The sequence below is a fragment of the Enterococcus sp. SB12 genome (assembly GCF_030910025.2).
Classification (GTDB): domain Bacteria; phylum Bacillota; class Bacilli; order Lactobacillales; family Enterococcaceae; genus Enterococcus_B; species Enterococcus_B faecium.
The window spans coordinates 867,447-881,526 of the sequence record NZ_CP175675.1 but is presented as its reverse complement, the minus strand read 5'-3'; the positions used below and the strand labels follow the sequence as shown (position 1 = coordinate 881,526).

The window sequence follows — 14,080 nt, the reverse complement described above, 5'->3', positions numbered from 1 at the left end:
TTTTTCATTAAGAAAAGGATATAAAAAAAAGAGGACGTTCATTCGTCCTCTTCATTGATCAACGTTTATTTTTTACATGCAAGCTTCGCATGGCATTCAAAACAGCTAATACTGTCACCCCAACATCTGCAAATACTGCATCTCCCATTGATGCAAAACCAAAAGCACCTAAGGCAAGTACCAAAATTTTTATCCCAATAGCAAAGACAATGTTCTGTTTGACGATTTTCAATGTTTTCTTTGCTAAATGGATTGCTTCTGCAATCTTCGATGGTTGATCATTCATGATGACTACATCTGCTGCTTCAATTGCAGCATCGCTTCCCAATCCACCCATTGCGATTCCTACATCTGCTCTTGCTAGCACCGGTGCATCGTTGATTCCATCTCCGACAAATGCGGTCTTTTTATTGTTTCTTTGTAAGATTTCCTCTAACCGCTGCACTTTATCTTCTGGAAGCAATTCGCTATATATCTTGTCCACGCCTACTTGCTTCCCGATATGATCAGCAATTTTTTTCGAGTCGCCCGTCAACATGACTGTGTTCTTCACACCAGCCTGTTTTAATTGAACCAATGCGTCTACGGCATCTTCTTTCAAGGTATCTGCAATAACAAGATAACCACTGTAACTTTGATCGATCGCTAGATAAAGCAATGTACCGATTTCTTGACTTGAAGGAAAAGAGATTTCAAATCTTTCCATCAATTTGTGATTACCTACTAATACTTGTTTGCCATCAACTTCAGCTAAGATCCCTTCACCTGCAAATTCTTGGATATTAGTTGTTGGTAAAAGCGGACCTGCGTAGCCTTCTAAAACAGATTGAGCAATCGGATGTGTAGAAAACTGTTCTGCACTCGCAACATATTGCATGAATATCTTTGGATCGATTTTTGTATCGATCGTCTGGATCGAAAAGTCACCTTTCGTTAATGTGCCGGTTTTATCGAATACCACTGTCTCAGTTTGTGCAAGCAACTCCAAGTAATTTGAACCTTTTACTAATACACCGATTTTACTTGCTCCTCCGATACCGCCAAAGAAACTAAGTGGCACGGAAATCACTAATGCACATGGACATGAGATCACTAAAAATGTCAATGCTCGATAGATCCATTCAGAAAACGCCGCTCCAGAAACAACAAGTGGAGGTAAAACAGCTAATAAAACGGCCAATCCTACAACGACTGGTGTGTAATAGCGCGCGAATTTAGTAATGAAATTTTCAGCTGGTGCTTTTTTACTGCTGGCATTTTCTACTAATTCTAATAATTTGCTGATAGTAGAATTTTCATAAGATTTTTCTACTTGAACTAAAAATGGTTTATTTTTATTGATAAATCCGCTTAATACTGTTTCACCAACATATACAGATTTAGGGACTGATTCTCCTGTAAGTGCTGACGTATCGACTAATGATTCTCCTTCGATGATCGTTCCATCTAACGGTACACGTTCACCAGGCTTCACAAGTACAAACTGACCGATCTGCACGTCTTCAGGGTTCACGGTCATCAATCCTTCCGCCGTCTGCACGTGAGCTGTTTCTGGACGGATCGCCATCAATTCGCGAATCGATTTTCTTGAATGACTGACTGCCAATCCTTGGAAATACTCGCCGATTTGATAAAATAGCATCACTGCTACGGCTTCTGGATATTCACCGATCAACATAGCGCCAATCGTAGCAACAGACATAAGAAAATTCTCATCAAAGATTTTTCCTTTGACGATATTCATCACTGCCTTCTTCACTACATCATATCCTATCAGCAGATAAATCAATAAATACCCTATCAAGCGAATTGGTTCATTAAAATCAAATAATAGCAATAAAGCGATACCTGCAAGGGAAAATAAAATCCGGAACAGCGTATTTCTCTCTTTTTCATTTCCATGTTCAGATACTTTTTCCTTATCTATTTCTGTTACTTTGACATCTGGTTCTAATTCCTTCACTACTTTTTTTGTTTCTTGTTCAATCGTAGCCAAATGATCTTCCTCTGCGTCAATCGTTAGTTTTCCAGAAGTGAAGTTTACCGTTGCTTCCTTGACTCCATTGATTTTCTGAACTCCTTTTTCGATTTTCATTGCACAGTTCGCACAATCTAAACCTTCTAATCTGTAACTTTTCATTTTAATGACCTCCTCGCCTCAACATATGAATATCTCTTCATAACTAATTATAAATGAATGTTTATTCATATGTCAAGGTATCCGAAAGAAAAAATGAAAAACATCTGCATCGGAAAATTTCTTCCATACAGATGTTTTGGCTTATTCTTTCTTTTTCTTTTCGATCATTGCCACTGCTCTTATCCAACCCGCACTTGCCTTCTTGATCTTGACAGGATAGCAACTAAGTTTGAAGCCTGTTGCTGGCAATTTGTCTAAATTCATTAATTTTTCGATAGGACAATATCTTTTTTCAATCCCTGCAAAATGTCCTTCCCAGATATTCGAAGCTCCACTACGCTTTCAAAAATATAGAAAGAGTTCTTTAATGAAAATTATTTCAACTTTCCATAAACAGTAATCCCATATAAATAAAAGACGTAAAAGTCACATGGAAGAACTTATGCAGGAAAACGCATAGAGTCAGGTGAAATACATGTATCCCACCTGACTCTATGCGTTATCTAACCTTTATTATTCTCTTTTATACAATTTCTGCACCGAATGGCATCAACGCCAATCGAGCAAGTTTGAAAGATTGCTTGGCAAAAGGTATCCCTATGATCGTGATACATAGAAGGATGCCGCTGACGACATGTGCGAGAGCAATTGGTAGGCCTGAAACGATCAGCCAGATGATATTAACGATCAATGACATGCCAGACTGGTGATAAATTACTTCTTTGCCAAAAGGCGCAAAAGAAAGGGAGGCGATCTTAAAACATTGCATACCGATTGGGATACCTATGATCGTGATACACCAAAGTATCCCCGCTGCTAACCAGCTAAGACCACCGATTAGTCCGCCGAATATAAACCAGATGACATTTCCTAAACAACTCATTGTATTTCTCCTTCTATTACTGTTTTTGATTAAAACTGGGCAAAAATTGATTTTATTCTTCTTTTTTTAGCTTCCAGCATCAAGTATTCTGCAAATTTTTTTTGGATTTCTTTCGTATTTTCTTTTGTTACTAATGTGTGTTGGATTAGTTTTCCTGATGGTCGCTGATCCAATCGTTCTTCTGACTGTTGCACGTCCGCTTGCGCAAATCCGATAATCTGTTTTTCTTTTGTTACAGCAATGAGCAATAGTTTATTCTTATCATTTAGGTCAGCTGCCGTTTTTGCTTTTACGAATGATTCTGGATGATCAGTAATCAGCTGATTGATTTGAGGTAAATCTTCTTTTACTGCCCACCTTATTTCCATCATTTTTCACTTTTCTTTCGCTCATTTTTATCTCCACTAAAAAAATCGACTGCGGCAATTGCATCTATCCAGCTTTGTGCAATGATCTCATGTCCGCCAATCGTTGGGTGGACCCCATCTTCTCTTGTATATTTCGAAAAACCATAAGCAATCCCTAAAGCATTGAATATACCATCTAAAGGAACCAGCAATGCGCCATATTCCTTAGCAAGTTTACGAACAATTTGGATTTTAGGGTCTAAGTCTTTACGCCAGCCATGACGGTCGTCGGTTATAGGAAGTACAAACGGCTCCATCAAGATGATGTTGCAGATTCCCGCTTTTTGAAGTTCATTTAGTAATTTTCGATAAACGGATTCAAATTGCTGAGCAGATTTCTCAGTTCCGAATATAGCCTGATCGCTAGTATTATGCCAGGTATCATTGATTCCGATCAAAATCGATACATAGTCAGGTTGTAAAGCTAAACAATCTTCTTGCCAGCGTACTTGCAGATCTGCAATTTTGTCTCCTCCTATCCCACGGTTCACGCATTCAAATTCCATCGTTGGATATTGGGAGATTAGTTTTCCGGCAATCAAAAGTGGATAACCTTTACCTAGATCAGTTGCTTCTGCTCGGTCTCTTCCTGCGTCTGTAATACTATCACCGATAAATAATATACGTTTTTTCATTTGTCAAAAACTCCTTTTTGAATAAAACGATGATTTTCTTCCTTATATTATCCCATAAGCCCTATCAAGATGAAAGAGAAAATATATGTATAAAAAATGACACCAGCCTAGTCCCTTCAAACAATTGAATGAACGCTCATCAAGTGTCTAGTTTTTTATGCTATTTTTTTCTTAACGTGCCGGATTCCCCTTGATTCCTTCGTTGTTTGGTCCAGAGAGATCGATCATACCCAAGCTTCCGTCAATCAGACCACTGATGACGCCATCAAAACATATATTTATAGGCTCATCTAAGACTTCTAGTAAATGTCCCTTTACTAATATCTCTTCTAGATTGCTTGGGATAGATTGGTCATAACTTTATCTGGTCCGATGATTTCAAGGGTGAATTGAACTTACATATGGATTATTGCATGCTGAAAATACGGACCTACTCCATCTTCGAATGTTACTATTAGTTTGTTTTCAGGTGCTAGATGCTGCTTTATTTCAACAGCAGAAGCATCATCAAATCAGATTTCCATTTGAATTACCTTCTTTGTAAATGTTTGATTGATTGCGATTTCGTTATAGAACCTTGTGAATCAAATAGCAATTTCTTTTGCTTTCTTCTCTTGTCTGCTGGAAACTTCCTTTATCCCGTATTTTAAAAAAAGAACTGCGAGAGTTCGCAGTTCTTTTTTTTAAATAAACGTTGCTCTCCGGCCAACTCCTCGGTCACAAGTCACAATAGTCATCAAACATGAAAAACTGTTTTTTGAAATTACTCCTTGTGACTCGGAGCTGAACGGCAGGCGCACAACCTCTTGATATAAACGGTGTTCAATCAGCTGACCCTCGATATTAGCTAAAAAAACGGTAAAATATGAGAAGCTATTTTTCCGTTTTGTTTCTCTAATACTCAGGTCAAGGCACTGATTTCACAACCTCTTCCTTAAACGGTGTTCAAAAGCCAGTTTCTCGGTATTAAGCCAAATTTATGCAAAAATGTGGAAAGCCATTTCCACAAAATTTTTCTTAATACTCGAAACTAAACAGCTTTTTCACAACCTCTCCACTAAACGGTGTTCAAAAGCTTACATCTGCGGTAATAAGTCCCGCCAATTCAAAACATGAACAGCTGTTTTTGCTTGGCTGTTCTAATTACTTGATGCAGAACAGCTTTTTCATCACCTCTTATGGATAAATTCGGTTCAACAAACGTGGGAATGGAATAGCTTCACGCACATGGTCGATACCAGCAATCCAAGTGACTGTTCGTTCAAGGCCTAGACCAAAACCAGAGTGCGGAACAGAACCGTATTTACGTAGATCAAGATACCATGAATATTCTTTTTCATCCAAACCGTGATTACGGATTTGTTCTAGCAAGAAATCATAGTCCGTTGCCCGTTCGCTTCCGCCAATAATTTCACCGTAACCTTCTGGTGCGATCATATCTGCACAAATTACCACGTCTTCTCTTGTTGGATGTGGTTTCATGTAGAATGGCTTGATAGCTTTTGGATAGTTTAGGATAAAGACAGGCTGTTCGAATGAATTCGCAATGAACGTTTCATGAGGTGAACCAAAGTCTTCGCCCCATTCGATGTCATCAAATCCATTTTTCTTCAGTAATTCGATCGCATCATCATAAGTAATACGAGGGAATGGCAATTTTGTATAAGTTTTTAAGACTTCTTTGTCTCGTCCTAGTACATCTAATGCGTATTCGCAATGATCTAAAACATTTTGTACTAAGAATGCTACATATTGTTCCTGTACTTCTAAACTTTCTTCTTGATGAGTGAAAGCCATTTCTGGTTCGATCATCCAGAATTCAATCAAATGACGTCGTGTTTTTGATTTTTCAGCACGGAAAGTCGGACCGAATGAAAAGACTTTTCCGAAAGCCATAGCAGCAGCTTCCATGTATAATTGGCCACTTTGAGATAAATAAGCTTTTTGATCAAAGTAATTTGTTTCGAATAGATCCGTAGTGCCTTCTGGTGCGGAACCAGTCAAGATCGGCGGATCGATTTTGACAAAATGATGTTGATTAAAGAATTCATACGTTGCACGAATGATTTCATTTCTGATCTGCATAATCGCATGTTGTCTTGAAGAACGTAGCCATAAATGACGATGATCCATCAAGAAGTCTGTTCCGTGTTCTTTTGGTGTGATCGGATAATCGTGGCTCTCGCTTACCACTTCCACATTTGTAATTCCGATTTCATAACCAAATTTTGAACGGCTGTCTTCACGGATTTCTCCAGTTACTAACACGGATGTTTCTTGGTGCAGATTTTTAGCTGTTTGGAAAACTTCTTCCGGCACTTCGCTTTTTACAACTACACCTTGGAAAAAGGCTGTTCCGTCTCTTAATTGTAAAAATGCGATTTTTCCGCTTGATCGCTTATTTGCGACCCAAGCGCCGATTGTTACTGTTTCTCCCACATGGTTTTTCGAATCGATGATTTGAATTTGTTCCACGTATGACTCTCCTTTTATATTCCTTGAATTTCTTCAGGATTAATTTTGACTTTTACTCTCAATAAATTGCTTGATTCTGCGTACCGCTTCTTCTAACGTAGCGCGATCAGTGGCATAACTCATGCGGACATTTTCTGGTGCCCCAAAGCCTTCGCCAGTCACAAGCGCTACCCCTGTTTCTTCTAAAAGATCTTCTACCCATTGTGTGACATTTTCATATTTACACATGCGTAGCGTTTCTTTTACATTAGGAAAAAGATAAAAAGCTCCTTGTGGCTTTTCAAGAGAAACACCCGGCAGTTCTGCCACAAGCGGATATAACGTATTCAGGCGTTCTTCAAAGGCGTTCCGCATTTCTTCCACTGTATCTTGCTCGCCTTTCAATGCTTCAACAGCTGCATATTGACTGACTGCTGTCGGATTGCTAGTTGATTGGGAAGCAACAGCGATCATTCCATTGATGATCACAGGATTTCCCACCGCATAACCAATGCGCCAGCCTGTCATCGCATATGTTTTAGACACGCCGTTGATGATGATGGTCTGATTTTTGATTGCTTCTGAAATCGTTGCAATTGGAGTAAACTCATTGCCATTATAAACTAAACGGCCATAAATATCATCAGCAACTATCAAAATATCATTTTTTACTGCCCATTCACCGATTGCCTGCAGTTCATTCTTGCTATAAATCATTCCAGTCGGATTCGATGGAGAATTGATGATTACGGCTTTTGTTTTTTCTGAACGTGCTTGTTCTAGCTGCTCAACAGTAACTTTCCAGCTATTGGATTCTTCCCCTTTCAAAAAGACAGGAAGTCCTTCTGCCAGTTTTACTTGCTCACCGTAACTGACCCAGTAAGGCACAGGAATGATGACTTCATCTTGCGGGTCAAGGATCGTTTGGAAAAGGGTATACAAAGCAAATTTCGCTCCGTCTGTTACGACTGTTTGTGAAGGTTCATAGACAAGTCCATAGTTTTTCTTCAGATAATCAACGATTGCCTGTCGAAGCTCTGGGATTCCTGCTGTTGGTGTATAATAGCTAGCTTTCCCATTGCGGATTGCTTCGATTGCTGCTTCTTGGATGTTTTCTGGTGTCGCAAAATCCGGTTCTCCCACAGTCAAACTCAGCACATCTCTGCCTTTGGCTTTTAATGCCTTGGCCTTTGCCGCAGCTGCCAAAGTGACAGACGGTTCTAATCGTTTTGTTCTTTTTGATAACTCCATCCCATTCATTCCTTTACCTTTTAAATTCCCTTGATTGTCTTGACTTCATCTCCAGATTCAAAGCCAATCAGGTAATAATTCAGTTTCCCATTTGTTTCTTTTCCTACTACTTCCCACACAGGCTGATCATCATACATCCCTAAAGCAGCTTTTTCGATTTGGATTTCAGGATGGGCCGCAGCAATTGTCTGTTTTGCTTCATTTTCAGTCAGTCCCTTTGTTTGATCCAATACTTTTACTTTTTCACCAGATTTAGGAATGATAACGGCGATTTCTTTTCCTTTATCATTTGTACCTGTCAGTGAAAAGTATGTCTTCTTTCGAGTAAACCAATAAAAATGATCGGCTTCCTCAAGATTTGCATATTTCTTTGCGATTTCTACTGCTTCTTTCTTCGCCTGCACCGCCGGACGACTGGAACGCAAGTAAAAAATCGAGCTGATCACGATGACCGCTAATAAAAATACGATCAAGCCAAGTAACACGCGATTAATCGTTTTTTCCTTTGTCTGTTTTTTCTTCAAGGGTCGTCGCTCCTTTATCTTCATTCCTTTTCATTATAGCAGATTTTAATTATGAAAAAAGACAGCTCCTCTAACTTCCTTCTTCATTTTTCTTTAAGAATTCATGGATATCCTGATAGATTTCCTCCATAGCTAGCTCTTTGATCGGTACTTTTTTCGGTAATGCATGGATGATCCGTGCACCATATTTTGCAGTGACTAGTCTTCGATCCAAAATAAGCAATACGCCACGATCTGTCTCCGTCCTTATCAAGCGACCTAATGCTTGGCGTAACTTCAAAGCTGCTTTAGGTACGGATTCCTGGTAAAAAGGATTGATCCCCTCTGATTCTAAATAAGCGTTCCTAGCTTTAACCATCGGGCGAAGCGGATTATCGAAGGGTAAACGTGTGACTACAACGATCTGCAAAGCATCTCCAGGCAAATCTACACCTTCCCAAAAGCTGTCAGCGCCAAACAATACGCTTTTTTCTGACAAAATGAAGCGTTTCAAAAGCTTCTCCCGGCTTCCGCCAAACCCTTGAGCTAGTATTTCTCGTCCTTTTTCTAGCATAGACAGATGCATTTTCTGATAGACCTTCTGCAAAACATCATGAGAAGTGAATAACACAAGTATTGGCCGATCTTCTTGTTCGATCAGACCTGTAAGTGCTGTCTCTAAATAATCGATATATGCTTGATTGCTGACTTGATGGACGGCAGGTGCCTCTTTTGGCACATAGATCCTTGCCTGTTTCTCATAATCATAAGGAGAGGCAATCACTTTAAGAGGTGCTGCTTCAATGCCAAGCCGCTTAGAGAGATAGTGTCGATTAGGGCCGATCTTCAGCGTTCCTCCAATATAAAGAATACGATCATATCGAGGATACCAAACAGTCGACGGCAACATAGCCGCTTGAAAATCATGGAGATGAAAAATCATCTGCTGCGCTGTTTTCCCAGGAACGAACCAATGGATCAAATGATCTCGCCAGTCTTCCAGCCATTGATCCATCAGCAAGTACTGCTTATCTAATTGATCAAATAAGCTATATAAACTTGCTAAATCGATCCGCATCTGGTTTGTCCAGCTTTCTTGGATAATCTCAAAAGTCAGACGCATTTGTGACTGTAGCTGCTGGATCTCCTGATAAAAAAGCTGCAGGTGATCAATGGCTGTCCCAGATTCCAGTGGCAGCTGATCCAACATCTCTTTTGTCATCATGACTTCTTCTGGATACTGTCCGTTAGGTTGCTTGCCGCTCACTAAACTCATTAATCCTTCTGCCATACAAATCTGTGCTTCGCATAGCGCAGAAAGTTCTTCTCGATAAATCGATAACCAGCGTAAGGCTTCATGTTCTTTCGGTAAATAGCTTTGTATTCGGTCAAACAGCTGATTTGGTTCTTCTAATTGCTGGATTTGTTTATGGAAATAGTTAATACTTAATCGTTTGTCATTTACTTTTTCAGCGATTTCCGGCAAATGATGTACTTCATCGATCAACAAAAATGAACTAGCTGGAAGCAATGGTTCTTTTCGCTGTGTTTCTTGTATTAAAAACGCATGATTGACAATCAAAAAATTACTTTGCCTGATTTTCTTTTGCAAGAAACGAACAAAGTCTTGTTCGTAAAATGACTGATTTCTTGCTAAAAATCCAATACCTCTGTGCGCGATATCTGCAAAGAATGAATGGTTCAAATTTGTTAAATGTAATTCATCCAAATCACCGGTCTTCGTTTGCGTCAGCCAAACTAAGACCGCCATTTGATACAAAGCATATTGTTTTTGTTCTGGCGGTTCCACAAGTGTGCCTTTAAAACGCTGTAAATCAATATAGTGGCGATAGCTTTTGATAATTACAGGTTGTATGGGTTGATCTAGCAATTGATTCAGCAATGGAATGTCTTTTTCTATGATCTGCTGCTGCAAAACTAGCGAAACGGTACTGATGACAGCGGGTTTTTCAGGTGTAGCCAAATAACTCAATGGCAACAGATAACCGATTGTTTTACCCATTCCTGTAGCTGCTTCGATCATCAAATCTTTTGATTCATCTTTTGTGAAATGGTCGTAGACCGCATTCATCAGTCTGTTCTGTTCTTTTCGATACATCAGTGTTTTACCAAACATTTTTTCTTTTGCTTGTTTTTTTCTTGGATATGTCCGCTCGCCATAATGGACGGATGTGAATAGTTCCACTTCTTTTTTCTGCAAAGCTAGCCCATCGACGATTTCTAATGAGGGATCAAGTGGCTCTGGTTTTTCTTTCATTTCTTCAATCACGTGATAAATGAAACGACTCGTATCCATACCTGTGTGTCTACTTAATCGCGCAATCTGCTCTAACGTGATGATTGGCAATTTTCTCATCCGTTCTTCGATCAGCAAAAGAAGTTGACCTGTCACTTCGGCATCACTATCTGCCTGATGAGGATTCTCATGAATAAATCCAAGGCTTTCTGACAAATCAGCTAAGCGAAAGCTTGGTTCCGTCGGCAAGAAAATTTGTGCAAGTTCTACTGTATCGATGCCTGGTATCTTCAAACTAGGAAGTCCGCATCGCATGAGTTCATGGTTCAAAAAATTATAATCAAAATAAATATTATGCGCGACAAATATGGTGTCTGCCAAAAGATTGTAAATCGTTTGGGCGACATCTTCGAAATAAGGCGCTTTTTGGACGCGTTGATTCGTGATCCCTGTTAAATGCTGGATTTGTTTTGAAATCTTCCGCCCTGGATGAATATCGATCGAAAAACGTGAAGTGATCCGACCTGATTCAATCATGACGCAGCCAAATTGGATGATCCGATCTTCTTTTGGATTCGTCCCAGTCGTTTCGATATCAACGACTGCATAAGTTCTTGGTTTCAAAATATCTTCCTCTTCTCCTGCCTCTAATGTTCTTTTGAAATTATACTACAAAGTGCAGAAAAATACTCTCATCGCTTTTTAAAGAAAATAGACAAAAACGCCCAGACACGCAAATGTCTGGGCGTTTATTTTTTAGTATAGGTTAATTAAGCTTTAGTAACGTTTGTTGCTTGAGGTCCGCGTTGGCCTTCTTCAACATCGAAAGTTACTGCTTGGCCTTCTTCTAAAGTTTTGAATCCGTCGCCTTGGATAGCTGAGAAATGAACGAATACATCGTTTCCGTTTTCTGCAGTGATGAATCCAAATCCTTTTTCTGAGTTAAACCATTTTACTGTACCTGTTTCCATAATAAAAATCCTCCTTGTGTATCAACACATATTTTGCAATTACTTGAATGGTGTATATCTGGAAGATGTTTATTTGAAACAAGCTACCACAGATTACCGAACAAAAACTACTCCTATAGTATATCATACCGTTTACAAAAAAGCTAGAGTTTTTCGACTTTTTTTATTAAAAAAAGTTTTCTCAGCGATTACATAAAGTGAAAAACCGAACTTTTTTTAAAATAAACGACATATTGTTCAGTTGGTGTTTTTTTGCTCTGATGTTCTTTTTTAAACTAAAAAAATTATTCTTTCTGACTACTTATCGGTTCTGTTTCAACGGTCGAGGCTGGGGAAGATTCTTTAGTAGGTCTGATGTTCTCATGGTATTTCTGATAGCCTATGACAGTTACCAGAAGAACAAGGCAAACCAATACGATCAACGAGATTAGTTTTTCTTTTTTGCTCATATCTATACCTCATAAATAACAGGATGATGTCCATCATATTTCTGAGTATGAGTAAAAGCAAAAGCTGCAGCTGTATAATGTAAGAAATGCCAGCAACTTTCATAATCACAGGTCGGACAGTACCAAAAGTAACCAAATCTTGGCTGCAAAGACCGTTCTTCTGTTTCAGGAATCGCAGAATCAAGATCTGTTGTCTGTACATAAACATTTTTGTACAGACGTGTGCCTGTAATAGGAGACCGCTGTGTTTCTTCAGCAAAAACTGGCTGACTTGTTAAACTTAGGGATAGAAACAGCAAACACCATAACAGTCTTTTTTTCATAAAGACCTCCTTATCGATAAGTTTTTCCCAATTAAAATCATATCTCAAGAACGCCCGTTATTCACATTTTGTTCATAAATGATGTTTTTTGTATCATAATCGTCAAAAAGAGGTCGTGACCACGTCACAACCTCTTTTTTAAACGGTGTTCAAAAGCTTGCATCTGCGGTAATAAGCCCACCAAACAAAAAATATGAAGAGCTACTTTTGCTTGCTGTTCTTATTACTTGATGCAGAACAGCTTTTTCACAACCTCTTTTAATAACGAAGAATCGCTGTCAGACTCTTTTCATCTGGCGCATCTTTTTGATCCAAAATAAACACTTTCCCGCCATTAATGATCACATCATCTGCTAATGCATTCAACACTTGACGCCGATCATATTCTGTTTCAGGATCTTCACCGAAACCATCAGCTAAGTTTGACGTAGCGATAAATAAATGTGACACTTTTCCTTCTTTCGCAGCTGGAACAATATCAACTAACTGATCGATGAATTTCTTATCTAAGAGTTTATTGTATTCTTTTGATTCTTGAGCTGCGAGTTCACTTGACAACTTATTCGCCCCTTCTTCGATATCTCTAAAGGATAGCTGCGCAGGAGAAGCAGAAATCGCAACGTCTGCACAATAATAGGGATTTTTAGCAATTTTTTTGAACATCGTCTGATTTTCTGGTAATGCAAATAAATAAATCGGCCATTGTTCAGGATTTTCGAAAGAATCCTTCAAGTACGTATCAACTGCTTGGTAATAGTTGACCCAATCGATCTCTACTTCTTCATCTTTTGGATTTACGCCATGGAAAGTTACTCCATCACGGGCTCCGCCTCCTCCATTAGAAGAGAAGTTCAAACCGCCACCTGTCAGTTCAGATCCCAATGCAGTAACGACATCAACCGGTGCCCCTTCTGGTAGAGATACTTCTTTTACTTGTTTGTTGCTGACCTCATACAATTTCATGGAGTCGCGGTTCAATCCCAATAAATAATAAGAATAGTTGAACTGCCCATTTTTGATAATAGCCAGTAAATAGGGAAGATCACTTACATAGTATTGATCGTCTACCGGGATACTCAAACGATGGATATAGGTTTGGTCAGCAGTTATAATGACCGCTACACTCGTAGTTGCACTACGCCAAAACGAAGGATCTCCTAACAAATTTTCAATTTTTTCTTGGAACGGGGACCAGTCATGTTCGGAATATTTTTTCTCAAAACGTTTCTTTGCTTCTTTCGCAAAATTTTTGAATTTGATCTGATCTTTTTCCACATCTTGATGGGCGACATGCGTATTCAGCATGATCGTGACGAATGGTCCTTTAGCGCCTTCTGAAGTCAATTGTGACAATAATTCTTTATCCTTTTTTGCCATAAACGTACCCCTCCTAAAAAAATCATTCATTTGTTTCTATCTAAAGTCTACCACAACACTATTTTTCCATACAATAAAACGTATCTAAAAAAATAAAACGGTTTCTACGGTTTTAAATTTAGCTATTTTTTAAGTTATCTTCATAATTTCCTCAATTATTTAGCCCCAGTCTTCAACTATTCTTCATGAAATGCTGATAAACTAAGAAAAAGAATAAAAGAGGTGGATCTTATGCATTTGATTATGATTTTCAGTTTATTAAGTATTATCAGTTTATTTGCTTTCAGCGCTTCCCGCTTATTAGATGCGGAAACACAGCCTATTCCTGTAAAAGTACGTAAAAACGACCGCTAACCTTCCATAACGTGCGTTCTTATCCTAAAGTTTTTTCAGAAACATTGAAACTCTCTCCCCTCTCTGATAAAATTTT

12 protein-coding genes are annotated in these 14,080 nt (G+C 38.8%); 1 reads left to right on the top strand and 11 read right to left on the bottom strand.

Annotated features, from left to right (window positions below):
* Positions 1-58: 58 nt before the first annotated feature.
* From RBL01_RS04230 to RBL01_RS04180, 11 genes are all read right to left on the bottom strand, one after another.
* Positions 59-2,140 carry a heavy metal translocating P-type ATPase gene (locus RBL01_RS04230; protein WP_002294860.1) on the bottom strand — a complete coding sequence of 694 codons (2,082 nt, stop codon included), beginning with the start codon at positions 2,138-2,140 and terminating at the stop codon, positions 59-61.
* A gap of 523 nt (positions 2,141-2,663) precedes the next feature.
* The gene (locus RBL01_RS04225; RefSeq protein ID WP_002288776.1) at positions 2,664-3,023 is read right to left on the bottom strand and encodes a YccF domain-containing protein; all 360 of its coding nucleotides are present in this window, start codon (positions 3,021-3,023) and stop codon (positions 2,664-2,666) included.
* Positions 3,024-3,052: 29 nt separating this feature from the next.
* Positions 3,053-3,394: a hypothetical protein gene (locus RBL01_RS04220; RefSeq protein WP_002323870.1), complete on the bottom strand. Its 342-nt coding sequence runs from the start codon at positions 3,392-3,394 to the stop codon at positions 3,053-3,055.
* On the bottom strand, positions 3,391-4,065 hold the full coding sequence (locus RBL01_RS04215) for an SGNH/GDSL hydrolase family protein (RefSeq protein ID WP_002294865.1): 675 nt from the start codon (positions 4,063-4,065) through the stop codon (positions 3,391-3,393). The genes RBL01_RS04220 and RBL01_RS04215 overlap by 4 nt, the downstream gene beginning before the upstream one ends.
* A 1,176-nt stretch (positions 4,066-5,241) precedes the next feature.
* Positions 5,242-6,540, bottom strand: coding sequence for an asparagine--tRNA ligase (asnS, locus tag RBL01_RS04210; RefSeq protein WP_002291771.1), 1,299 nt, complete (start codon positions 6,538-6,540; stop codon positions 5,242-5,244).
* A 39-nt stretch (positions 6,541-6,579) separates the two neighbouring features.
* Positions 6,580-7,770 carry a pyridoxal phosphate-dependent aminotransferase gene (locus RBL01_RS04205; protein ID WP_002325036.1) on the bottom strand — a complete coding sequence of 397 codons (1,191 nt, stop codon included), beginning with the start codon at positions 7,768-7,770 and terminating at the stop codon, positions 6,580-6,582.
* 20 nt (positions 7,771-7,790) lie between these two features.
* Entirely contained in the window at positions 7,791-8,318 is a 528-nt protein-coding gene (locus RBL01_RS04200) for a DUF5590 domain-containing protein (protein ID WP_002348809.1), read from the bottom strand.
* 46 nt (positions 8,319-8,364) lie between these two features.
* The gene (locus RBL01_RS04195) at positions 8,365-11,154 is read right to left on the bottom strand and encodes a helicase C-terminal domain-containing protein (RefSeq protein ID WP_002325037.1); all 2,790 of its coding nucleotides are present in this window, start codon (positions 11,152-11,154) and stop codon (positions 8,365-8,367) included.
* Positions 11,155-11,300: 146 nt separating this feature from the next.
* Positions 11,301-11,501 carry a cold-shock protein gene (locus RBL01_RS04190; protein WP_002288762.1) on the bottom strand — a complete coding sequence of 67 codons (201 nt, stop codon included), beginning with the start codon at positions 11,499-11,501 and terminating at the stop codon, positions 11,301-11,303.
* Positions 11,502-11,952: 451 nt separating this feature from the next.
* A complete protein-coding gene (locus tag RBL01_RS04185) occupies positions 11,953-12,273 on the bottom strand; it encodes a hypothetical protein (RefSeq protein WP_165537983.1) in 321 nt (106 codons plus the stop codon).
* Positions 12,274-12,531: 258 nt separating this feature from the next.
* Entirely contained in the window at positions 12,532-13,650 is a 1,119-nt protein-coding gene (locus tag RBL01_RS04180) for a hypothetical protein (protein WP_165537981.1), read from the bottom strand.
* A gap of 231 nt (positions 13,651-13,881) precedes the next feature.
* Between RBL01_RS04180 and RBL01_RS04175 the strand changes: the two genes are divergently transcribed.
* Complete coding sequence (locus RBL01_RS04175; RefSeq protein WP_002296297.1) at positions 13,882-14,004, top strand: hypothetical protein; 123 nt, start codon at positions 13,882-13,884, stop codon at positions 14,002-14,004.
* The last annotated feature ends 76 nt before the right edge of the window (positions 14,005-14,080 follow it).